General features: G+C 71.9%; 23 protein-coding genes and 1 pseudogene. 13 read left to right on the top strand and 11 right to left on the bottom strand.

Going from position 1 to position 22,135, the window contains the following annotated elements:
• Position 1 precedes the first annotated feature (1 nt).
• On the top strand, positions 2–1,228 hold the full coding sequence (locus QRN56_RS01600; RefSeq protein ID WP_285100717.1) for a tetratricopeptide repeat protein: 1,227 nt from the start codon (positions 2–4) through the stop codon (positions 1,226–1,228).
• 135 nt (positions 1,229–1,363) lie between these two features.
• Here the strand turns inward: QRN56_RS01600 and QRN56_RS01605 are convergent, their stop codons facing one another.
• From QRN56_RS01605 to QRN56_RS01615, 3 genes are all read right to left on the bottom strand, one after another.
• Positions 1,364–1,879 carry a hypothetical protein gene (locus tag QRN56_RS01605; protein ID WP_285100718.1) on the bottom strand — a complete coding sequence of 172 codons (516 nt, stop codon included), beginning with the start codon at positions 1,877–1,879 and terminating at the stop codon, positions 1,364–1,366.
• A gap of 228 nt (positions 1,880–2,107) precedes the next feature.
• Complete coding sequence (locus QRN56_RS01610) at positions 2,108–4,225, bottom strand: SigE family RNA polymerase sigma factor (RefSeq protein ID WP_285100719.1); 2,118 nt, start codon at positions 4,223–4,225, stop codon at positions 2,108–2,110.
• Between the two features lie 67 nt (positions 4,226–4,292).
• Positions 4,293–5,237, bottom strand: a complete 945-nt coding sequence (locus tag QRN56_RS01615) for a phosphotransferase family protein (protein ID WP_285100720.1) — start codon at positions 5,235–5,237, stop codon at positions 4,293–4,295.
• Positions 5,238–5,416: 179 nt separating this feature from the next.
• Here QRN56_RS01615 and QRN56_RS01620 point away from each other — a divergent pair, with 179 nt between their 5' ends.
• A complete protein-coding gene (locus QRN56_RS01620; RefSeq protein WP_285100721.1) occupies positions 5,417–6,154 on the top strand; it encodes a phosphatase PAP2 family protein in 738 nt (245 codons plus the stop codon).
• Positions 6,154–6,861 (top strand): phosphatase PAP2 family protein, encoded by a 708-nt coding sequence (locus tag QRN56_RS01625; protein WP_285100722.1) that lies wholly within the window; start codon positions 6,154–6,156, stop codon positions 6,859–6,861. The genes QRN56_RS01620 and QRN56_RS01625 overlap by 1 nt, the downstream gene beginning before the upstream one ends.
• A 7-nt stretch (positions 6,862–6,868) precedes the next feature.
• Here the strand turns inward: QRN56_RS01625 and QRN56_RS01630 are convergent, their stop codons facing one another.
• The 3 genes from QRN56_RS01630 to QRN56_RS01640 form a co-directional block, all read right to left on the bottom strand.
• Positions 6,869–7,507, bottom strand: coding sequence for an Atu4866 domain-containing protein (locus QRN56_RS01630; protein WP_285100723.1), 639 nt, complete (start codon positions 7,505–7,507; stop codon positions 6,869–6,871).
• Between the two features lie 67 nt (positions 7,508–7,574).
• On the bottom strand, positions 7,575–9,116 hold the full coding sequence (locus QRN56_RS01635; RefSeq protein WP_285100724.1) for a Na+/H+ antiporter: 1,542 nt from the start codon (positions 9,114–9,116) through the stop codon (positions 7,575–7,577).
• 21 nt (positions 9,117–9,137) lie between these two features.
• A complete protein-coding gene (locus tag QRN56_RS01640) occupies positions 9,138–10,571 on the bottom strand; it encodes an amidohydrolase family protein (protein ID WP_285100725.1) in 1,434 nt (477 codons plus the stop codon).
• Positions 10,572–10,844: 273 nt separating this feature from the next.
• Between QRN56_RS01640 and QRN56_RS01645 the strand changes: the two genes are divergently transcribed.
• The 6 genes and pseudogenes from QRN56_RS01645 to QRN56_RS01670 all read left to right on the top strand — a co-directional run bounded on the left by QRN56_RS01645 (position 10,845) and on the right by QRN56_RS01670 (position 14,790).
• Complete coding sequence (locus QRN56_RS01645) at positions 10,845–11,681, top strand: helix-turn-helix domain-containing protein (RefSeq protein WP_285100726.1); 837 nt, start codon at positions 10,845–10,847, stop codon at positions 11,679–11,681.
• Between the two features lie 100 nt (positions 11,682–11,781).
• Complete coding sequence (locus QRN56_RS01650) at positions 11,782–12,276, top strand: MmyB family transcriptional regulator (protein WP_285100727.1); 495 nt, start codon at positions 11,782–11,784, stop codon at positions 12,274–12,276.
• 154 nt (positions 12,277–12,430) lie between these two features.
• Positions 12,431–13,207 carry an SDR family oxidoreductase gene (locus tag QRN56_RS01655; RefSeq protein ID WP_285100728.1) on the top strand — a complete coding sequence of 259 codons (777 nt, stop codon included), beginning with the start codon at positions 12,431–12,433 and terminating at the stop codon, positions 13,205–13,207.
• Between the two features lie 9 nt (positions 13,208–13,216).
• On the top strand, positions 13,217–13,780 hold the full coding sequence (locus QRN56_RS01660) for a flavin reductase family protein (RefSeq protein ID WP_285100729.1): 564 nt from the start codon (positions 13,217–13,219) through the stop codon (positions 13,778–13,780).
• An 82-nt stretch (positions 13,781–13,862) separates the two neighbouring features.
• Positions 13,863–13,952, top strand: a pseudogene (locus QRN56_RS01665) (short-chain dehydrogenase); the annotation flags it as partial.
• Between the two features lie 310 nt (positions 13,953–14,262).
• The gene (locus QRN56_RS01670) at positions 14,263–14,790 is read left to right on the top strand and encodes a hypothetical protein (protein WP_285100730.1); all 528 of its coding nucleotides are present in this window, start codon (positions 14,263–14,265) and stop codon (positions 14,788–14,790) included.
• Between the two features lie 106 nt (positions 14,791–14,896).
• Here QRN56_RS01670 and QRN56_RS01675 read toward each other — a convergent pair whose 3' ends face one another.
• The 3 genes from QRN56_RS01675 to QRN56_RS01685 all read right to left on the bottom strand — a co-directional run bounded on the left by QRN56_RS01675 (position 14,897) and on the right by QRN56_RS01685 (position 16,708).
• Positions 14,897–15,433: a flavoprotein gene (locus QRN56_RS01675; protein WP_285100731.1), complete on the bottom strand. Its 537-nt coding sequence runs from the start codon at positions 15,431–15,433 to the stop codon at positions 14,897–14,899.
• Positions 15,434–15,486: 53 nt separating this feature from the next.
• Positions 15,487–15,891, bottom strand: coding sequence for a hypothetical protein (locus tag QRN56_RS01680; protein WP_285100732.1), 405 nt, complete (start codon positions 15,889–15,891; stop codon positions 15,487–15,489).
• 91 nt (positions 15,892–15,982) lie between these two features.
• On the bottom strand, positions 15,983–16,708 hold the full coding sequence (locus tag QRN56_RS01685; protein ID WP_285100733.1) for a DUF2625 family protein: 726 nt from the start codon (positions 16,706–16,708) through the stop codon (positions 15,983–15,985).
• Positions 16,709–16,810: 102 nt separating this feature from the next.
• On the opposite strand from QRN56_RS01685, the gene QRN56_RS01690 reads away from it, so the two are divergent.
• The 4 genes from QRN56_RS01690 to QRN56_RS01705 all read left to right on the top strand — a co-directional run bounded on the left by QRN56_RS01690 (position 16,811) and on the right by QRN56_RS01705 (position 20,197).
• Positions 16,811–18,001 (top strand): MFS transporter, encoded by a 1,191-nt coding sequence (locus QRN56_RS01690; protein ID WP_285100734.1) that lies wholly within the window; start codon positions 16,811–16,813, stop codon positions 17,999–18,001.
• A gap of 27 nt (positions 18,002–18,028) precedes the next feature.
• Positions 18,029–19,069: a DNA polymerase III subunit beta family protein gene (locus QRN56_RS01695; protein ID WP_285100735.1), complete on the top strand. Its 1,041-nt coding sequence runs from the start codon at positions 18,029–18,031 to the stop codon at positions 19,067–19,069.
• Positions 19,070–19,116: 47 nt separating this feature from the next.
• The gene (locus tag QRN56_RS01700) at positions 19,117–19,662 is read left to right on the top strand and encodes a GNAT family N-acetyltransferase (RefSeq protein WP_285100736.1); all 546 of its coding nucleotides are present in this window, start codon (positions 19,117–19,119) and stop codon (positions 19,660–19,662) included.
• An 88-nt stretch (positions 19,663–19,750) separates the two neighbouring features.
• The gene (locus QRN56_RS01705; protein WP_285100737.1) at positions 19,751–20,197 is read left to right on the top strand and encodes a DUF7144 family membrane protein; all 447 of its coding nucleotides are present in this window, start codon (positions 19,751–19,753) and stop codon (positions 20,195–20,197) included.
• On the opposite strand, the gene QRN56_RS01710 is transcribed toward QRN56_RS01705, so the two are convergent.
• On the bottom strand, positions 20,157–21,437 hold the full coding sequence (locus QRN56_RS01710) for an MFS transporter (protein WP_285100738.1): 1,281 nt from the start codon (positions 21,435–21,437) through the stop codon (positions 20,157–20,159). The genes QRN56_RS01705 and QRN56_RS01710 overlap by 41 nt on opposite strands.
• Complete coding sequence (locus QRN56_RS01715) at positions 21,434–22,096, bottom strand: ArsR/SmtB family transcription factor (protein WP_285100739.1); 663 nt, start codon at positions 22,094–22,096, stop codon at positions 21,434–21,436. Before QRN56_RS01715 ends, QRN56_RS01710 begins: the two co-directional genes overlap by 4 nt.
• Positions 22,097–22,135: the final 39 nt, after the last annotated feature.

Here is a 22,135-nt window from a genome sequence, read left to right on the forward strand (position 1 = left end):
GATGAACGAGACTGCGGCTGCCGCTGAGCAGCGTGGCCAGGCACTGCTCGAGCTCGGTCGTGGCCGGGAGGCGGAGGAGCAGTTCCGCATCGCGCTGGCCGCGACCCCGGGCGACCCGGACCTCCTGACCCGGCTGGCACAGGCGCTGCTGGAGCAGGACCGCTACCAGGAGGCGCACGACGCCAGCCGTGCGGCCGTGAGCGCGGCGCCCGAGCACATGATCGCCTTTTCGGTCCTCTCGGCGTCGCTCGCCGGCCTCGAGCGCCTGCCCGAGGCGCGCGAGGCGGTCCGGCGGGCACTCGCACTCGCCCCGCACTTCGCCGGACTGCACGTCCAGGAGGCCCGCGTGCTGCTGGCCCAGGACCTGTCCGACGAGGCACTGGCGAGCGTCGCGCGGGCACGCGCGCTCGACCCGGAGGACGCCGACGGCGCTGCGGTGCAGGCCCTGGCCCTGTACGAGACGCAGCGGTTCGGTGAGGCCGACGCTGCGGTGCAGGAGGCCCTGCGTCTGGACCCGCAGAACGTGGCCGCGCACCGTATCCAGGGCCTGCTGGCACTACGTCGTGGCGGCGGTGCGCCTGCGGTCGAGGCACACCGGACCGCCCTGCGCCTGTCGCCCACGGACTCAGGCGCTCGCGAGGGTCTCGCCGTCTCGCTCAAGTCGCGCAACCCGATCTACGGCCTGCTACTGCGGTACAGCATGTGGCTCCAGGCGCAGCCGAAGGCGCTGCGGATCGGGATGGTCGTCCTGCCGGTGATCCTGACCAGGTTGCTGCGCCCCTTCGACGACCAGCCGTGGGCAACGGCGCTGATCGTCGTGGTGCTCGCATACGTCGTGCTCAGCTGGAGCCTCGAACCGCTGATGAACACCGTCCTGCTGCTCAGCAACGACCGGCACGTCCTCGGTCGGCCGGAACGGTTGGCGACCTACGCCTTCCTCGGCTTCGCCGGCACGGCTGTCGTGGTGCTGGTGGTCGGCCTGGCCGGAAACATTCCGCTCTTCCTGACCCTGGCGCTCGGGCTAGGCCTGTGGACGATGTCCATCGGCTCCGCACACACGGTCCAGGCCGGACGCGTCAAGGTGCTAACCATCGGAGCCGGTGTTGCCGCGCTCCTGGCCGTCGTGGCGTTCGCAGGCACCCTGGCAGGGCTGGATGGCCTGGGCATCGCGGTGATGACCGTGCTGTTGGGCGGCGTCGCCGCGCTCTGGTTCACCGCCTTCGCCTGAGGGCACAAGTCGTCGACGCGAAGAGACCGGCCGCCGGGACGGGCGCCGTCGCGGACAACAGTGGCCTCACGCGACTCCGTGTCGACCGCAACGATCCAGGCACCCGACTCGAACAGCAGTGTGTCCTCGGATTGGTCACCCCATCTCATTCATGACCAGGTGGTCCTGCGGCCGCTCCCCCAGCGTGATCAGTGCATGAGCAAAATCAGAGTGCCTACTCATCGGGAACCACGGCAGCTTGCGCAGATCGCAGGGCCGGATCGACACACGCTGCTCACCATCGGAGACCTCGAGGTCGTAAATTCCTGATCCCGTGATTCCCCCAGAACGGATGAGGTTGACGCCTCTTGGAGTACGCCGCACAGTCCATCGGGGACTGGAATCGCCATAGCCCCACACCTCAACGGCATCGAGCAAGACCACCAGGATGACCGCGGCAGACTTCGCCGTTGCGTAGCCGCTGAGCGGGATCTGCCCCAGAACCAGCGGCCAACCTGGCCGCAGCCTCTCGACCTGTCGGACCATCCGCGCGCACTGTCTGCGCCCGATGACCGACCACGGCAGGAGCACCACCACGAAGACGAACATGCCAACCCCGAACACCGCGAGAACACCGAGCGCGACACCTGGGCCGTCCCCCATCCAGGTCACCCAGCGACTGGCAGCACAGCTACGAGCACCAGGACCGACACGAGCCCGAACCAAAGCTTTGGGATCCAACGGCGTTCTGCGACCAGGTCGATCGGTGAGTACGGCCGGTTGCCTGTCATAGAGGCCATTCATATCAGTACAGATGCGCCAATCTGCCCAGATCACCGTCCGCAGGCAAGCCGCTACTCGACCGCGGCGCGGGCGACCCACGATCGTCCGCAGTCGCTCTCACCACGACGTCCGCACGTACACCACGGTCTGGTGCAGGTCCATGTAGCTCCACGAGTCCTGGTCCTGGAAGCTCTTCATCTCCGCGCTGTCGTGCTCGGTCCACACGACCCGCTGCCCACCGCCGGCGACGTCCAGCCACGCGTCCCCGTCACCGTCCGGTCCAGGACCGAGCATGGTCAGGGCCGGCACGGCGACGCCCTCCCTGGGCTGGACCCGCAGGAAGTAGATGTTCTCGCCGTCGGCCCAGAGGACGCCGTCGTCGAACGCGCTGACCGTCCACGCGGCGTCCTCCCGGACAACGGTGGCCTCGCGCGAGTCCGTGTCGACCGCCACGATCCAGGCGCCTGACTCGAACAGCAGCGTGTCTCCGGACAGGTACGCGTAGTGGTTCCACGCCGTGTTCTGGTCGAGCCGCACGAGGTCACGTAGTCCCGATCCGGCCGAGAGCAGCCCGATCGTGCTGGGCCCGTCAGCCGGGTTGCGTGACACGACCACACCGTCGTCGCTGTCGGAGACTGCGCACACGTCCGTGACTGCGTCCCGAACGATGTCGGCCTGGGGTGCCTCTAGGTCGACCAGATCGACGCGCCCGTCGCACCGGTCCGGGTCGGCGGGAGTTTCGTTGGTGATGTACAGGATCGCCAGCGTTCGCCCGCCTGTTGCGATCCTCCAGAGGTGCCGGTCAGGGTCCGGCTCGTAGGTCGCGATCGTGCGGACCTCACCATCAGGCCCCTGCGCCTTCACCACGGCGGTCCTGTCCTCGAGGAACCCCTCGGCCCACGCAACGTGCGTGTTGGTAAGGACGGGGCTGCCGACCCCGGAGTAGCTGCGCTGCTCCCTGTCGGAGCCGGGCGCGCCGGTGGTGAGCTGCCAGTGCTCCAGCACGGACTCGCCGTCCTCCCCGACGACCGGCCGCGCCAGCGCGGTGATCGGCTCGGAGCCGGGTCCGACGTCGGGCTGGGCCAGGGACGCGATCAGCGTCCCGTCGCGACGAACCGCGAACGGGACGTTGGGGTCGATCCCGATGCTGGAGCCGACCATGACCTCCGGAGGGCTTCCGAGCTCCACCCGGTGGTCGGTGATGTAGTCGACGCACTCGATCGCCGGGCGGGCGTCCTCGGCGTCGAGCGCCTGGACGATCGTGTAGTCGCCGGTCGGGGCGTCCGCGGGAACGGGGATGGTCCGGGTTGCGTCCGGCGTCGCGAGATCCTGCCCGGTGCAGTCGACGGCGGGGGCAGCCATCTCCGGGATGTCGATGTCGCCCAGCCCGACGGCGGCGTCCTGCCCGACCACCGCGTCATCACCCCGGACCGCGTCGTCGTCCTCGACGGGGGTGTCGTCACGACGGGTGTCGGAGGTGTCAGGGCGCAGGTCGAACGTCTCCACCAGCCAGCGGTGAGCCGGGTCCGCGACGGCGTCCAGGACCGGTAGCCCCACCGGGCCGTGCGCGACCAGCGCGATGAACGCGCACACCACCACCGCCGCGCCGGTGAGCGCACCGTTGCGGCGGGCCCGACGTGCCGCCGCGGCCTTGCTGCGGGTCAGCGTCTCGCGGCCGTCGAAGACCGGCTCGTCCGCGGTCTCCGGAGCAGCGGTGGTCAGGAGCGAGCGAAGCCGTTCGAGTCCGCGGGAGCTCGCGGCCTTGACGGTGCCGACCGAGCGCCCGATCTCGCGGGCTACCTGCTCCTCCGGCAGGTCGAGGACGTGTCGCAGCACCACGACCCGTCGCTGCTGCGGCGAGAGCGCCCCCAGCGCCCGGGCGAGCTCGTCCCGGAGCGCAACGTGCGCGGCGTGGTCGTCCGCGTGAGCCGCCGGAAGGTTGTCGTCACCCGGGACGTCGGTCAGCCGCGTCCGTCGCCACGCATCGGTCCGGAGGTTGACCAGCACCTTCCGCGCGTACGCGCGCGGGACGCCGTCCCGGGCCTTGTCCCAGTGCCGGTAGACACGTTCGAAGGTGCCCTGGACCAGATCCTCGGCCAGGGCCCGCTCGCCGACCAGGAAGAACGCCGTCCTGAACAGGTACGGGCCGTCCGACTCCACGAACGCGACGAACTCCTCGTCCCGCGTGCGGCCGGCCACACGGACCTCGACCGGCTCTCCCGAAAGTGTCTCCATGCCCTCATCCACGCGCCGGACCCCTCGCAGGTTGAGACGGTACCTGGACCCGGATCGGCGTTTCGATCTAGCGCGCGTTCAGCTCGTCGAGGGCGCGATGGCCCCGCCTGACCACCCCTGGAACGGCATCGTGGCGCCCGTGACGGATGGGGATCTCGAGCATGTGCAGGATGTGTGCCGCGGCGAGCATCGCCGCCCCCTCCCGGCCGACCAGGTCGAGGATCCTCGTCCACAGCCGCCCTCGGACGCCGTCCAGCAGCGGGTCCTGGAAGGTGTACCACCCGAGGGCGGTGAGATCGATCGCCCGCGTGCCGCTACCTGCGTTCCCGATGTCCACGACCGCCACCACCGCTCCGTCACGGACCAGGATGTTGCTGGGGGTCGCGAGATCGGCATGGACCATGTCAGGTGCCTCTCGTGGTGGCGGGACGTCGGCACACACGAGTCGCAGCCGCTCGATCAAGGCCGACACCTCGGAGGAATACCCCGAGAGCCTGGCAATGGACTCGCGAAGAGGCGACTGCTCCGGCGGCTCGTCGAGATCCGGCCTGGCTACATCCGATTCCTGGCCGGTGGCGACCCGCCAGGCGTACGACCAGTGGTCGTACGGTTCGGAGGCCTGGCCGGCCTGGAGCTCGATGATCTCCATCAGCTGCTCCACGAGGGACGGGGTCAGCTCTGGCGCGGGAGCGGCGTCGACGAAGTCCGTCAGGTGCCAGACATGCGTGGCGGTGGCCCCCACCCCGAGCCATGCCGGGGTGGGATAACCGCGCCCACGCATGTGCTCGACCACTCTCTGGGCTCGCAACGTCTCGTCCAGGTGGCCGGGGTGTGCGCGGGGCACCGCTTTGAGCACCGCATCTGCCCTTCCGGCCAGCTGGACGCGTACCGCACCCCCGTTGACGCCTCCAGGTAGGCGCCCGAGAAGGTTGACCTCTGTCCCGAGCATATTGGCGACGTCGTCCAGGACCTCGCGCTCGTCGGTCAGGGCCCGGTGACGCGAAGGACTCATCCGGCCAGTATGCCGCGAGCCCACCAGGCTGAGGGGTGACCCTGGCAAAGGCATGTTCGCCTCTGTTGCGCTCAGGTCCGTCGACCGCGGCACCCCTCAACTTGTTCCTCGCACACCAGACGCCTCCGCCACACGCGTCACGACGCGCCAGTGGAGACGCCCTGTGGCAGCGTGTCGACATGAGGCCCGCACCGCACCGCAGCCCCGGGCGCGGTCCGCAGACCGCCGGGGCAGCGCGATCGACCGCAGGTCGCGCACGCCGCCTCGTACGCGCCGTGCTGACCGGTGTCGCGACCGGCGTCGTCGTCGTCGTCATCGCCCTTCTCGTGCGCGAACAGTGGCCGCCGCTCGTCCAGCTCGACCAGCGGGCCGTGACCGCCGGAACAGCGTTCTCCGCAGCGCACCCCGAGCTGCTGCGCGCGCTCGTCGTCTGGCAGTGGGTCTTCCTCGCGGCGCACCTGCTCATACCCGTCGTCGCGATCTGCCTCGTCTACTGGTGGCGCACCGGCAACGCCACGCGCACATGGTGGGCGGTCTCGACGATCCTTGCGGCCTGGGGGCTGTCCAACCTGCTGAAGGAGCTCGTGCGACGCACGCGACCGGTGCTGGACCAGCCGGTGGAGAGCGCGGGCGGCTTCTCGTTCCCGTCGGGGCACGCCGCGAACACGGCGGCGATGACCACGGCGCTGGTGGTGCTCGTGTGGCCGTCGCTCAGATCGCGGGTCGTGCGGGTCGCTGCGGTGGCGGGGGCGGCGGTGCTCACTGCCGCCACAGCGGTCGACCGGGTCATGCTCGGCGTCCACTACCCCTCCGACGTGCTGGCCGGCGTTCTCTTCGGTGTCGGTTTCGTGCTGGCGTCGTACCTCGCCTACCGGCACTGGTCGACGCCGCGCCGCGAGCGCGGTACGGCGTCCTGATGCTCGACCTCGATCGGTGGGCGGACGACCCGTCGGCACCTGGAGGGCGCGAGGTGGGGCGCGACCTCGGCCTTCGTGTCGGGGTCCCGGCAGCGGTGTGGTGGGCGGTCGTCGTCGGGCTCGGGTTCCTGCTCACCGGCCCGCTGGCAGGGCTCAGAGAGCGGGAGACCGCGGTCAGCGAGTGGTTCGTCCAGCAGCGCACGGCGGCCCTCGACACCCTCACCGAAGTGTGGAGCGTGTTGGGGACCACCGAGACGATCATCGGGATCTGCCTCGTCGTGTCCGGCGTCGTCTGGTGGCGTACCCGGCAGTGGTGGTACGCGGTGGTCCCGGCGATCGCGGTCGCCGTCCAGGCGGCGGTCTTCATGCTGGCGGCGCTCGTCGTGAGTGCCGAACGCCCCGAGGTGGAGCAGCTCGACCCGGCACCGCCTACCTCGAGCTTCCCGAGCGGCCACTCCGGCGCCTCGATAGCGCTCTACGTCTCGCTGGCGCTGATGGCCCAGCGGATCGGGAACGCGTGGTTGCGTGTGAGCGTGACCGTCGTGCTGTTCGTGCTGCCCCTGCTCGTCGTCTGCTCCCGGCTGTACCGGGGGATGCACTACCCGAGCGACGTCGTCGTCGGGGTGCTCAACGGCCTCGTGTGCGTCGTGCTCGGGTGGTACTGGCTGCGGCGGACGCCCGGTCGTGTCGAGCAGGGCGGCGGCTGAGCACCCGTCACCGCCGGGTCATCACGAACCCCGCGTGGTGCAGCGTGCCGTCCAGCAGCTCGCCGAAGGCCCAGAACCCCGAATCGTCGAGGTACGTGATCCGGTCGTCGCGAACCCAGTAGCGACCCGTGTAGGCGTCTGGCCGCCCGTTCCGGGTCTCCGAGTAGCGTCCGTCGGCTGTCAGGTGCTGCGCCAGCCCCCGGCCCGGGTCCACCCACGTGCCGACCCACGTCTCCCCGACGGCCGGGTCTGCCAGGTCCACGCCCGCGGGGCGCGTGGGTCGTCCGTCGTGCGCCTCCAGGTGGCCGGACACGTACACCGCGGCCAGGTCCGCGGGATGGACCACGAGCATGCGACGGATCTGCGACTCGCCGACGGCACGGCGTACCAGGGCGAATGTGGCGCGGTTGCCCGGCACCAGGTCGTAGCTGCCCCGTTGTGATGCGGGGCGTTGTGCCACGGCGCTGTCCACCATGAGCGGGACCGCGTACGCGCCCCTCGCGTCGACCACCTCGGTGTCGTCGTCCGGCGGCTCTGCGGCGAGGACACCCGCCGAGACGTACAGGGCGTCACGAGCGGGTGTGCTCGGCGTCCTCATGACGGTCGCACCGGTCAGCACGAACGGTCCGTCGATCTGCTCGGTCACCTGTCGCTCCATTCCTTGAGATGTCGTCGGATGCGGGTGGGCCGCACCCGTCTGGTGCGTGGGGCGGTCACGGGGCCTGCGTCACGTGCGACACGTGCACGGCCTCGGCGTCCAGGACGCTCTCCTCTGCGCGCAGGACGTCGTCGTCCAGGGTTCCCTCGGCCCGGATCCGACCGAGCTCGTCCCGTTTGACGTCGAGCACGGCGGTGCGCAGCGCGCGCGCAGCAGAGGGATCGTCGGTCTCCTGCTCCGGGAGATACGACTCCTCGGCGATTCCGCTGGCGGCGCGCGGGGCAGGGAACTGCTCCAGCAGCGCCGGGAGCTCGCGCTGGACCCGGGCTGCGATCCGCTGCCGCACGAGCTCCGCCTCGCGGGCCCCCTCGTGGTCGGCGGGCAGTCGGACGGCCCGGGTGACGAGAGGGAGGGTCGGGCCGAGCAGCACGAGGGTCAGCGTGACGGTGACGGCGGTGATGAAGACGATCGCGTCGCGCTGCTCGATCGGCGCGCCCGAGGCGGTCGCGACCGGGACGGTGAGCGCGGCGGCCAGCGAGATCGCGCCGCGCATACCTGCCCAGGCGATGGGTAGCCGCTCGCGGGGGCTGATGCGCAGCGAGCGCTGAGCGGCACGGCGGTCGAGGGCCCGCACGACGTACGGCACCGTGTAGAACCAGGCGAGACGCACGACGATGACGGTCAGTGCCACCAGGACCGCGATCACCGTCGCGTCCCGTAGACCGGTGGAGGACAGACCGCCCACGACGCCGGGAATCTGGGTGCCGATGAGGACGAACAGGGCGCCGTTGAGGAGGAACGCCGTCACCTCCCAGAACGCGTACGACTGGCGGCGGGCCTGGGCCTCGATGTGGCGTGGTGCGATACGGCTCGTGAGCAGACCGCACGTGACGACCGCCAGCACCCCGGAGACATGGATGAGCTCGGCCGGCAGGAATGCCAGCATCGGGGTGGCGACGCTCAGACCGCTGTGCAGGATCGGCTCGCCCAGCCGGCGCCGTAGCGGGACGAGCAGGTAGGCGACGGCGGCGCCGATCGCGATGCCGCCCCCAAAGGACTCCGCCAGGCGCAGCGCGGTGCCGCCGACGGACAGCGGCTGCCCCTCGACGAGGAACTCCAGGGTGACCGCCAGCAGGACGAGGGCCGTGCCGTCGTTCAGGAGGCTCTCGGTGCGCAGCACGGTGAGCGTGCGACGCGGCAGCGAGCCGGAGACTGCGGAGACCGCTACCGCGTCGGTCGGGGCGAGGACCGCACCGAGCACGAGCCCGATGGGCCAGGGCAGTCCCAGCAGGTGGGCGACGGCCGCGACCGCCGCGGCCGTGGCGATGACCAGGAGGGTCGCCTGGAGCGTGATGGCCCGCAGGTTGCTGCGGATCAGGTGGACCGAGGAGTTCAGGGCCTCCCAGTACAGCAGTGCCGGGAGGAACAGGAACAGCACGACGTGGGGTGACAGCTCGGCGTCGCCCAGCGGGGTGAGGCCGATCAGCACGCCGACGGCGAGCAGGACGACGGGTTCGCTCAGGCGAAACCGGCGGGAGAGCCAGGCGCCGGCGAGCACGGCCACCACCACGGCGGCCACGAGTTCAAGGGTGTGCATCGAAGTCGCTCTACCGTTCGCTCACGGCCGGCCGGGCACGGAGAGTGCCGCCGCGGCCTCACCGGCCCGTGCGAGGATCCCCGCGCGGGACGCGTGCACGCTGCGCCGCAGCTCGCCGAGGTCCACGTCGACGAGCTCGCCGTCCCACTTGCGCGCGCGTCCGCCGACGAACACGGCCCGGACGTTGCGCGGGTCGCTGCCGAGCACGAGGGTGCCGACGGCGTCGTTGAGGGGCATGTTGTTGACCGCCTCGGCGTCGACCAGGATCAGGTCGGCCTGCTTGCCGGGCGTGACGGAGCCGGTCACGTGGTCGAGCCCGTTGGTCCGGGCGCCCTGGAGCGTCGCGAGGTCGAGCACGTCGCGCGCAGTGATGCGCCGCACCTCGTCGGTGGTGCCGTAGGCGGCGTTGACCGCCCGCATCCGCTGGATCGCGAGCAGCGCGCGCATCTGGGTGAACATGTCGCTCGCGAGGGCGACCTCGACATCGATGCTCAGCCCCGGGCGGATCCCGACCGCCAGTGCCTCGTCGACGGCGGGGATCGCGGTCTCCAGGCCGATCTGCGCCTCGGATGTCGGAGCGAGCGCGACGGTCGCCCCGGCGTCGCCCATGGCCTGCCACGCCTCCGTCGTCAGACCCGTGGCGTGGATCAGCGTGGTGCTCGGGCCGAGGATGCCCTGGCGCGCCCACTCCAGCACCGCGCGGGAGGAGGGCTCGCCGAAGACGGCGTCGACGCTCACGCCGATGCCGAGCTCGCGCGCGACCCGCGCGAGCCGGGGACCGTACGCGATCTCGGGCCCGGCGATCTCGTCCGTCGCGAGCGCCGCGACGCGCAGGGTGAGCAGCTGGTCGTCGCTCGCGAAATAGGTGGAGCGCAGCCGGGTCAGGTCGGCCGGCCACTGGTGGTCCCAGTCGCCGAAGTGCGGGCCCATCGACGCGTGCACCCCGCGGATCCCCGAGTCGGCCAGCGCCGCGATGGCACGGTCGGAGTGCTCCGCGGAGCGGGAGTTGTGCGCGAAGTCGAGCATGCAGGTGATCCCGCTGTCCAGCGCGGTGAGGGCGGCCAGGCGGGTGCCCGTGTACACGTCCTCGGGGTCGAGCACCGGGGCGACGCCGCTGAGCGTCGACACGACGTACTCACCGAGGTCGTTCACGTCGGGGATGCTGCGCCGGAGCGTCGCCTCCCAGGCGTGCCGGTGCGTGTCCACCAGGCCGGGCGCCACGATCGACCCTTCCGCGTCGATGACCAGGGCGCCGTCCTCCGCGCCCTGGGCGGAGAGGTCCGGCCCCACCGACGCGATCCGGCTGCCCTCGATCAGCACGTCACCTCGGGGCAGGTCGGGCACCGCCGGATCCATCGTGACGACGTACGCGCCCTTCACGAGGATCCGGCGGCGGTCGTCGAAGGCGCTGCGCAGGACGTGGTTCGAGACGGCGTCGGCGGGCAGGGAGTTCATGGGGGCTTCCTTCCGGTCGGGTGGACTGCCCCCATGCTCGGCGGGTCTCCCGATGCCGAACCAGGCCGCCGCGCACCCAGGAAGCGCACGGCGACCCATCGCCCGGCGGTGCCGGGACTCCTCGATCCGTGCTGACCGCGACCGAACCAGGTGGTAACGGTTCGGCAACAGGAGCGCGTTAGGATCGTCTCGCAGTCAGGTACCACCGTGCGACACCCTCCATGCGGAGGTTCACAGAACGCCGCGACCGTCGCCCGTCCGATGGGAGCGAACGTGAGCGAGCTGGGCGATTTCCTCCGGGCCAAGCGGGCTGCGGCCTCCGTCGAGGCGCTGCCCTTCCCCTCCTCGGGACGACGACGCGTCCCGGGCCTCCGCCGGGACGAGGTCGCCCTGCTCGCCGGGGTGAGCGTGGACTACTACACGCGGCTCGAGCAGGGGCGGGAGACGAACCCGTCGGCACAGGTGCTGGACGCCCTCGCCCACTCCCTGGACCTCACCGTCCACGAGCGGCGCTACGCCTACGGGCTCGCGCAGATCGCGTGGGTCCCGGAGCTCGCCGAGGCCCCGGAGCCGGTCGACGCCACCCTCACGCGCCTGATGGAGCGCTGGCCCGGAGCAGCGTGCTTCGTGCTCGACCCGCTGCTCGACATCGTGGCGATGAACCGGCTCGCGACCGCCATGTTCGAGCCGTTCTCCACGACGCGGAACCTGGTCGAGATGGTCTTCCTCGACCCCGAGGGCCGGGCCTTCTACGCCGACTGGGAACGCGCGGCCACCGGATGCGTGGCCAACCTGCGGGCCACCTCCGGCCTCTACGCCGGCACAGCGCGCCGCAAGGAGCTCCTGGACCGGCTCACCACCGGCAGCGCGTACTTCTCCGAGCTGTGGGCCGCGCACGAGGTGGAGCCCAAGACCCACGACCAGAAGACGCTCCGGCACCCGGCCGTCGGTGAGTTCGTGATCGACTTCGACGCCTTCGAGGTCTCCGCCCTGCCCGGGCACCAGCTCGTCGTCTACCGTGCCGAGCCGGCGAGCGCCGGCGAGCGGGCGTTCCACGAGCTGTCCGCGCTGCCTGCGACCGCGACGCAGGACGGCCTGGTCACCGGCTGAGCACGCGCCGGGCGCACCCCGTGCCGCCGCCGTGCACCCGCGTGCGCCTGGCAGGAGCAGGGCCAGGCTCGTCCGGCGTGGCGCGGCTAGCGTGCCGACCGTGCATGCCCCGAACGCCCGACCGGTCCTGCCGCTCCCGGAGCACGAACCGGCCGTCGTCCTGGACGGCGGCCTGCTCGTCGTCGACGCGAACCGGCGGTGGCGGTCCCTCCATCTCCCCTTCGCCGACCGATCCGACGTCGGCCGCATGGTGTTCCGCGACCCGGCGGCCGCGACGTTCTTCGTGAACCGCCGGCACGAGGAGTACGACGTGGTGGCGGCGCTGCTCGACGGGATCGGCACGGAGCACACCCGGGAGGCAGCGCAGGCCGCCGTCCGGGACCTCAGGGAGGAGAGCCCGCACTTCGACGCCCTGTGGGGCGGTCTGCGCGTGCGCCAGCGGCTGGTGGACACCTACGTGGTGCGCCACCCCGACCTCGGCGAGCTGACCTTCGACCGCCGGACGGCACGGCACGACGGTCTCCTGCTGCGTGTCGCCACGCCTCGTCCGGCGACGTCGCGCCTGCTGCCGCTGCTCGATCACCTGCCCGGCTGAACGCCGTGCCCGGCGGCCATCAGGTACCGCTCGTCCGCGCACCCTGGCTGCGGCACTGCTAGGAAACTGGCGGCCTGGTTCGCCGTGGGCCCGGGCATGAATCTGGATGTGCCCCCGAACGAGGGGCGGTAGCACCAGACAAGGAGTCATCACCATGAGCGGAATCATCATCCCCGGGGCCCTCGACGGACGCGTGGCGGTCATCACGGGCGCATCCAGCGGCATCGGCGAGGCCACCGCGGAGACGTTCGCCGCACTCGGTGCGAAGGTTGCCCTGCTCGCCCGGCGAGGCGACCGGCTCGACGCCGTCGTGGCACGCATCAAGGAGAAGGGCGGCACGGCGATCGCGGTGCCGACCGACGTCACCGACCGCGCACAGGTCCTGGCCGCCGCCGAGCGGGTCCGGGACGAGCTCGGCGGGGCGGACCTCGGGTTCGCGAACGCCGGCGTCCAGCTCATCGCCTCGATCAGCGACCTGAAGGTCGAGGACTGGGACGCCCAGATCGACCTGAACATCAAGGGCGTCATGAACACGATCCAGGCGTTCCTGCCTGACCTGGAGACCGCTGCGGCGGCCGGCCGGACGGCGGACCTCGTGACCACCTCGTCCATCGCCGCGACGCGGATCCTGGAGAAGTTCCAGGTCTACTCGGGCACCAAGGCCTATGTCAGCCACATCACCCGCCTGCTGCGCACGGAGCTCGGCCGCAAGAACATCCGCGTGTCGACCGTCGAGCCCGGCATGGTCGACACCGAGCTGCCCGACCACGTGACCGACCCCGACGCGAGCAGCCTCATGGCCGACCTGATCGAGCAGATCGACGTGCTGCAGTCCCAGGACGTCGCCGAGACCGTCGCGTTCGTGGCGGGCCTGCCGAAGCACGTGAACCTCACCGAGATCACGATCCTGCCCACGCAGCAGATCATCTGAGGCCTCGTCATGGACGACCGATTCACGCCGTATCCGCTGGACAAGGTCCATCGCCTGTTCGAGCCCGGGCCCGTCGTGCTGGTCTCGACCTTCGACGGGCACCGCGCGAACCTGATGACCAACGGGTTCAACATGCCGGTACGGCACTCCGCGACGATCGCTCTCGTCGTCGGGCCCTGGGACCACTCGTACGAGGCGCTCCGGGACACCGGTGAGTGCGTCATCGGCATCCCCGGCCGCGACATCCTCGAGACGGTCGTCGACATCGGCAACGTGTCGGGCACCGACGTCGACAAGTGGGACCGCTTCGGCCTGACGCCGGCACCCGCGGCCACGGTCCGGGCTCCGCTCGTCACGGAATGCTTCGCCAACGTCGAGTGCACCGTGGCCGACGACCGCCTCGTGGACGACCACGACCTGTGGCTGCTGCGGGTCGAGCGGGCGTGGATCGATCCGGCCGTCCCCGTGGGCGCCGAGGTCCACCACCGCGGCGACGGCACGTTCTCGGCCAACGGCGAGCTGATCGACCTGCGGGCGCGCATGACCAAGTGGGAGGCGCTCACCCGCGACTGACAGGCCGCGCTGACCAGCGGCCCTGACCAGCCGCACAGACCGGGCCCGGGAACACAGGTTCCCGGGCCCGTCGTGCGACAGGGTGCTGAGCAACGCCGTCGACCCCGGATGGGTCCCCACCCGCATCGGCGGGGCCGGCGCCCCGGACGACCTCGAGCTGGGCCCAGGTACGTGCCGCGCTGAGAGGCGACGACGACAGCGACCTCGTCGCCATCCATCGGAGGTGTGACGCGGAGGGGCGGTTCCGCGCCGAAGCCGAGTTCCGCCAGGTCGCCGCGGAGTGGGCGCTCTGGCGTACGTTCGAGTCCGAGGTGGACGGCGCAGACGTGATCGCACAGACTCCTGCGGACCGGGACGGCTTGCGCGAGCGGTACGCCGAGTGGCTGTCCAGCGAGCCGACGGGGCTGTGAACATCCCGCACTCACGTCCTTGCTCGGCGACCTCAACTGCTCGGCCGCCCCTGACTGTTGACCAGCGCAGCCGTGTCACAGCCCACCGCTATGGTGTCGGCCATGCCAGTACCGGACGTCATCCCGATCGCCCACGAGCCGGGCTACCGCACCGACACGATCGGCCGGTTCGAGGGCGGCCAGTTCTTCGCGTCTGTCACGTACGCATACCGCGACGGCTATACCCAGGCGTGGGGGCCGCGGGAAGACCACAAGCACGTCTTCGCCGTCCTGCACACGTTCGATGCCGCGGGGAATCATCTCGGCTCGGACATCTGGCGCGCGGGAACCTCCGGCGAACAACGTCGGCTGCAGGACTCGTCGCCCGGCGACGACCCAGCGACCCGGGCCGAAGCTCGACTCGCCCAACTCCTTGAGGCACTCCCGGGGCGTGAGTACGCGGATATCGCAGTCCGTCCGTTCCAGGTCGAGTTCGACCAGGTCTCCTTCGGGCTGATGATCGAGCAGCACGGCGAGGACGAGACCGAGGACAACTGGGTTGAGCTCTACCCGGACCGGCTCGGGTTTTCCGAGCCGTGGAACGGCATCTACGACACGTGACACCGTGACCCGTCGCCGGCATGAGACACCGACGGCCCGAGCCCGCACAGCCGGGTCGGCGTGCCGCAGACACCAGACTCTGACCTGCGCGCTCACGCCGCGGTTCCTAGGATCCAGGCGGTCGAGCCACCGTCGTGAGGATCTCGTCCCACGGAAAGTCGTCCGCCGCCCCATCGCCCGGCTCGTGCGGCTCGCTCGGGCCGATCACCACGTTCACGCCCCACTCCTTGAGGGTGGTCAGACTCCCCTGATAGGTCGGGTGGGCGGCGAACCTGATGTTGGTATACGGCGCCACGGTGATCGGGACGCCCCGGCCGACCTGTTCGGCCAGGCGGGTCAGGACGTAGGTATCCGCGATACCCAGCGCCCACTTGGTGATCGTGTTGTAGGTCGCCGGCGCCACGACCACGGCGTCCGGATCGGGCAGCGAGTAGCCGACCGCCGTGTGGAAGTCCGTCCGCACCGGGCGTCCCGTGGCCTCCGCGATCTGCCGCATCGTCTCGGGAAAGGTGCTCAGCGCCTGCTCGGTGGCCAGGACGTGCACGTCCCAGCCCTGCTCGGCGGCCAGCGGCAGGAGCCGGGACGGCACCTGCCGGGTCGCTCCGGCAGCCGTCACCACGACGTACAGCACGCCCAGACTCATGGCGCGAGGCTACTGGGTCCGCGGCCGGGCCGGACCAGCCATACGCCGACCGCTCAACCGGCGCGTTCGAGCAGTCTGTCCCTGAAACCGCGTGCCCGGGCGACGACCAGCCAGCACACGATCGGACCCGCGGCCGACATGAGCCACGCGAACATCCAGGTCTTGTCGTCGGGGTAGTAGACGTTTTCGCCACCAGGTGCGACGACGACGGGGTACACCGTCACTCCTGTCGCCCGCGGCCGGTCGCCGCCGCCCAAGCTCCAGAGACTCGCGTCGGCGATCTCGTAGGTTCTGTCGTAGGACCGGAACTCACCGTCGTTCCAGGTGCAGCGCCTGAAGCACTCGGGACCGGACGTGGTGAACTCGCCCCTGATCCCACCGTGCGTCGCCCGCCAACTGTCGATCGTCATGGAGGCGCCGGCGGCGACGAGCGCGAACGCCAGGGCGACCCCGAGCACCCATGCCGGTCCCACGATCAGCCAGAGGGTCAGGTGTCGACGGAACCGAGACGGCGGCATGACCAGGGACCTTATCGGTACCCGACAACAGTCAGCCGAACGTCCCCAGCTCGCCCAGGTCGACGTCGTCGATCTGCGCAGCGGTAGACCGCGCCATCCCGACCAGCTCCGACATCGGCACCACCGCCCGGCTCGTGGCGCCAAGATCCTCGTGCGCCTCCTTCGACCACAGCGGCGGGTAGAAGTTCAACCCGCTGTCCCCGCTCAGGCCGCGGGTCTCGGCGTCCCAGCCGTCCCACCGCAGGCCCTCCGTGAAGTCGGCCAGCCCGCCGTCGAGCACCCACGTGAGCCACGCCGCGTAGCCCGCCTCCAGCGGCTCCCACTGGAGCGTGTCGGGAGCGAGATAGGTCATCTCGCCAGGACTTCCCGGCCTCCCGACCGATCCGGGGTGCGGCCCGTTGAGCACGTACGTCCCGCCGAGCACGTCGTGCGCGACGACGAGCCCGTGCGCCGCGTACCAGGACGCCTCAGGCACGAGGGGGAACTCGTTCACCGCGGCCAGCCCGGGCAGGGCGCCGACGTCGTCCGGGCTCCCGTACACCCGCAGCCACCCGTGGTCGATCAGCAGCCCGCCGGTATGCACGACGACAGCACCGAGAAACGACCCCGTCGTCACCTGGAGCTGTTCGAGCGTGCGCCGGCTGGTCGCGTCGTCAGGGGCCAGGACCTCGGCGGTCACCGCCGCCTCCTCGACGAGCCTCTGCAGCTCCGGCCAGGCAGGACGCTGCGTCGCGGTCAGGTTCTCGAACAGTCGCACACTCGATCCTAGTCCGGCACGGGCAGCACCCTGAGCGCAGGCACGCGCCCGGGAAGACCGCCCGTTGACCCTCGACCCGCTCGATCCCCCAGGCTCCCGGCCATGCCCGTCAAGCTCCCCCATTCCTGGCTCGCCTTCCTCGCCGCGAGCACCCTCAGCCAGCTCGGCAGCTCGGTCCTCTGGTTCGCCCTGGGCTGGGCCGCGGCGTCGCACGGCGGCCAGGTGGCCGCGCTCGTCCTGACGGCGTCCGGCCTGCCGCGGCTGCTCCTGGTGCTGGTGGGCGGCTCGGTCGCCGACCGGGTCGGCGCCCGACGCCTGCTCCTGTGCACCGAGTCCGTCATGGTCGCGGTCTGCCTCGCCCTCGCCGTCGCGCTCCGCTCCACCGGCCCGACGCCGTGGCTCCTCGCCGCCGCCGGCCTCGCCTCCGGCGTGGTCTCGGCGTTCTCCCTGCCCGCCCTCGGCTCGATGCCGCGCCGCCTCGTGGACGACGCCGCGCTCCCCCACGCGATGGCCCTGCGCCAGGGCCTGAGCCAAGCCGTGCTGCTCGCCGGCGCCCCGCTCGGCGGCGTCCTGGTCGCCACCGTGGGTCTGCCCGCGATCGCGGTCGCCGACGCCGCCGGCTTCGCCGTCGTCCTGCTCGTCCTCGCGGTGATCCGGCCCGCGCGCGGCGTCGGCCCCTCCACGGAGCCGTTCTGGCGCTCCCTGTCCGACGGCGCCCGCGGGGTCGCCCGGACGCGGGGCCTCGCGGCGGCGCTCGGGCTGACGGGCGCCGTGGCCGCCGTCGTGCTGCCGGTGTCGTCGCTGCTCGTGCCGCTGCTGGGGCAGGCCTCCGGGTGGGGCGCCGGAGCGACGGGGGTGGTGGTCGCCACGCAGGCGGCGGGGTCGATCGGCGCGGCGCTCGTCGTGGCCCGGACCGGGACGGCGCGGCGGACCGGGCCGGCCGTGGCGCTGGGGCTGGCCGCGACAGCGGGCGGCGTGGCGTTGCTCGCCTCCGGGAGCTCGCCGGCTCTAGTGGCCGGCGCGGCCGGCGTCGTCGGGGCGGGGACGGGCGTCGCCGTCGCGCACCTGGGGCCGTTCGTGCTGGGCAGCGCACCGCGCACCCACCTGGCGCGGGTCCAGGCGTGGACCGCGCTGGCGCAGCTCGCTCCGGTCGTCGTGTCGAACAACCTGCTCGGCGCGCTCGCCGAGCGAGTCTCCCCCGGCGTCGCACTGGGCTGCTGCGCAGCCGCCCTCGGGCTGTGCGCGCTGGCGGCCACCCGGCTGCTCGCACGTCGTGACCCGGCTGGACCCTGAAGTGGGTCGAGGGTCGATGCTGTACCCGTGTACCCCGCAACGATGCTGACCGTCGGCGCGTTCTCGCGCGCCTCGGGCCTCCCCGTCAGCGCCCTGCGCTACTACGACGCCGCAGGCCTGCTCCGTCCCGCGCACGTGGACTCCGCCACCGGCTACCGCTGGTACGCGCCGGACCAGGTGGAACGGGGCAGGCTGGTCGCCCGGATGCGCCAGACGGGCATGCCGGTCGCCGACATCTGCCGCGTCATCACGAGCGACCCCGTCACGGCCCGCCGGGTCGTCGACGCGCACCAGCGCCGCCTGGAGGCCGAGCTCGCCACGGCGTCCGCCCACCTCGCCGACGTGCGCGAGCTGCTGGCGGCGACCACCAGCCTCACGGTCGACGACGACGCGCTGCGCGCCGCGCTCCGCGCCGTCCGGCACGCCGTGAGCGAGGACGCCGGCTGGCCGGCGCTGCGCGGCGTCCTGTTCGACGTCGACGACGTCGGCCTCCGGCTCGTCGCCACGGACCGCCACCACATGGCCGTCGCCGGTGTGCCGGTGGCCGACGTGTCGGGCCGGGCGGCGCGCGTCATCGTGCCGGTCGCGGTCGTGGACGCCTTCCTGGACCGCGCAAAGACCGCACGGGTGGACATGTCCCTGGCCGCGCACCGGATCACGCTCGGCGGCCTGGACGGCGCGCCGATCGATGCGCTCTACCCCGACTACCAGGCCCTTCTCGCGGCGCACGGGTCCTGGCCGGGGGACGCGCGGCCGGTCGCGGTCGGTGTGACCGTGCCTGCGCCGGACCTCCTGGAGCGGGTCCTGCGGTCCGACGTCGGGAGCGGGCCGAACGGCCAACGGCGGGGCGACCTGGTGCTGATCAGCCTCGACCCCGCGGAGGTCCGCGTCGGTGAGGCGCCGGGCACCGTCGCCTTCGACCGGGAGTTTCTCGCCGACGCCGTCCGTTCGTTCGGCGACGCCGACCTGCTGCTGACGGTCGGCGAGCGCGACGCGATGCGCCTCGCGGCGGTACACGGTCCGGACGCCGTCGTCCTCCTCATGCCGGTACGACGCGACGCTGCCTGAAGCCCTGAACCGTGGGCCCGGGAACCCACCCTCGCTAGTCTGCGCAGATGGCAGACCTCGGACCCGTCACCTGGCCACCCGCCCCCATCAGGACCGAGCGGCTCCTGCTCCGGCAGCCCGTCGCCGCGGACCGCGCAGCGATCATCGAGCTGAGCGCCTCCCCCGAGGTGGGCACGTACATCGGCGGCGCCCGACCGCGTGACGAGCTCGAGCGCACGATCTCCGCGGTGCCGAAGGCGCACCCGGGCCAGTTCGTCGTCGACCTCGACGGAGCGATGATCGGGCTGGTCCAGCTCGACCGGCGCAACGGGGACTATCTGGTCGGCCCGGCCGTCGGGAAGGTCGAGCTGGGCTACCTGTTCCTCCCAGAGGTGTGGGGGCAGGGGTACGCCGCCGAGGCCTGCGCGGCGGCGCTCGACTGGTTCGCCGGCGCGGTCCCGGACGAGCCGGTCGTGCTGGTCACGCAGTCCGCCAACGAACGCTCGATGCGTCTCGCGGCGCGGCTGGGGTTCGTCGAGGAGGGCCGGTTCGAGGCGTGGGACGCCGAGCAGTGGTTCGGCGTGCGGCCGGCGTCGGCGTCCGGACGGGTCTGAGGTTCACCAGGAACGGGTGAGGGTACGGGGGCCACCACGGCGCTGAGATGAGGAGACTCACCGCAGGTGCCCTCGGCAAGGAGCCAACATGTCCGGCAAGTACGCCCCCGGATCCGACCCGTACCCCGGGCTGACCCCGGTCGCCGGCTACGGCCCGCCGACGTCGGTGGCGGTCACCTCGTCGGGCTTCGCAGGGACGATGCTCGTCCTGGCGGCCCTGTTCCAGATCCTCCAGGGGATCGCGGCCCTGGCGGCGGACACGTCGGCCATGGTCAGCGTCGAGTACATCTACGAGCTCGACGTGACGACCTGGGGCTGGATCCACATCAGCGTGGGCGCCGCCGCGTTCGCCGCGGGCCTCGGCGTTCTGCGCAAGCAGACCTGGGCGTACGTCGCAGGGCTTGCCCTCGCGATCCTGGCGAGCATCGTGAACTTCGCCTTCCTGCCCTACTACCCCCTCTGGAGCGCGGTCATCATCGCCCTCACCCTGGCGGTCATCTGGGCACTGATCTTCCTTCTCGGCCGGCGGAGCTGAGCAGCCGGAACGACGGCACCACGAACGGCGTCAGCGCCAGCACCGCGTACGCCACCCCCACGGCCCAGAGCGTGGGCACCAGCCCGACCCCGTCGACGAGCACGCCCGCCACCAGCGGCCCGAGCGGCAGCCCCAGCCACGCCAGCGACTTCACCGCGCCCAGCACCCTGGGCAGCATCTCCGTCGGGATGCGCTCGTACTGCACCGCGCCCAGCACGGGATTGATGCCACCCATCGCGAGCCCGCAGAGCACCACCACCGCCAGCACGGGCACCACCTCGTCACTCACCGCGAGCGCGAGGAACCACGGCGCGCCGCCGAGCAGGAACCCGAAGGAGTACAGCGCCCAGCGGTTCACCCGCGGCGCCACCCACGCTCCGACCAGGCTCCCCGCCAGGGCGCCCAGGGAGAACCCGCCGGCCACGGTGCCGACGGCGGCCACCGGCAGCTCGTGCTCCCGCACCCAGGACGGGAGATAGACGCTGGCCAGCCCGGCGTTCAGCAGGTTGCCGACGGCGACCATCACGACCACCCCCAGCAGCACCCGGTCGCGCGCGAGGAAGGCGAGGCCGGCGCCGAGTCGGCGCAGGTAGGGGTCCGCGACGTCGTCCCGCGCCGCCGGTGCGCCCACGGTGCGCGGGACGCACAGCGCGACGAGCATCGCGGCGACGAAGAACGCTCCCCCGCTCACGATCAGGACCGTCGGCGGGGAGATCACGGTCAGGAGGACGGCGGCGATCGGCGCGCCGACGAGCTGGCCGCCCTGGCTGGCCGAGGCGTGCAGCCCGGCCGCCCGTTCGAGCGGCACTGCGGCCAGGCGGGCGACGGCGGGGACGAGCGGCGCGCTGCCGCAGTCGGCCACGCCCCGGAACGCGCCGGCACAGGCGATGACCACGAGCAGCGCCCCGAACCCGAGGTGCCCGTTGACGTACAGCACGGGGACGACGAGCAGCGCCACGCCGGCGGCCAGGTTGGCCGTCCAGCTCGACCGTCGCGGCCCGAACCGCTCCACCGCAGGACCGGCGGTGGCCTGCATCAGCACGTACGGCGCCATCTCGGCCGTCACGACGAGCCCCGTCTGGGCCGCGCTCCCCGTGGTCGTGAGCACGAACCACGGGATCGCGATGGCCGACACGGCCGTGCAGGTCACGGAGACGACGTAGGCCGCCAGCACCGCGGCCAGCGGAAGCCGACGGCGCGCCGCCGCGATCTCGGCCGTCGTCTGCTCGGCGGCCGTCACGCGGGTGCCCCCGTGCCGCCCTCGTCGTCGTCCGGCAGGAGCTGGTACTGGAAGACCGCCCGGTGTCGCTCCGGCCCGTCCGCGTCCGGGCCTCCCGGGCCGCGGGCGCGGCCCGCCTGGTCCCGGCGGAACGCGGCGACGGCCTCGACCACGCGTGCCGAGAGCTCGCGGGCCTCGGCGTACGTGAGCGACAGGTCGATGTAGCCGAGCTGCCAGGGCAGCTCACGAACCTCTTCGCCCCGCTCGGGCAGACCGTTCACGTAGCCCAGTACCCGCTCGTGCCCCACCTGGGCGACCATGCGCAGGTACCGCGCCGCCGTCTCGAGCTGCTCGGCGTCGCCCTGCTGGTCGGGCACGCGCAACGTGAAGGTGACGTTCTCGTGCGCGGCCCGCCACCAGCGGTCGCGCCGGTTGCCGAGCTCCTCGTCCTCGACCACGAGCCCGGCGTCCGCGAGCGTGCGCAGGTGGTAGCTCGTCACGCCGCTGGAGTGGCCCACCCGCTGCGCCAGGCCCGACGCCGTGGCGGGTCCGTCCTCGCGCAGCAGCCGGAGCAGGGCGAACCGGATCGGGTGCGCCAGCGCCTGCACGTTGTGCGGGGTCAGCGTCGCGTAACGCTCCGGGTCGAACCAGGGCGGTGGCCAGCCCTCTTGCTCGGTCATGCGACCACGCTACGACCGCAAAGGCTTTTTGCAAAGCAC

The sequence above is a fragment of the Promicromonospora sp. MEB111 genome (assembly GCF_030209445.1).
Taxonomy (GTDB): domain Bacteria; phylum Actinomycetota; class Actinomycetes; order Actinomycetales; family Cellulomonadaceae; genus Promicromonospora.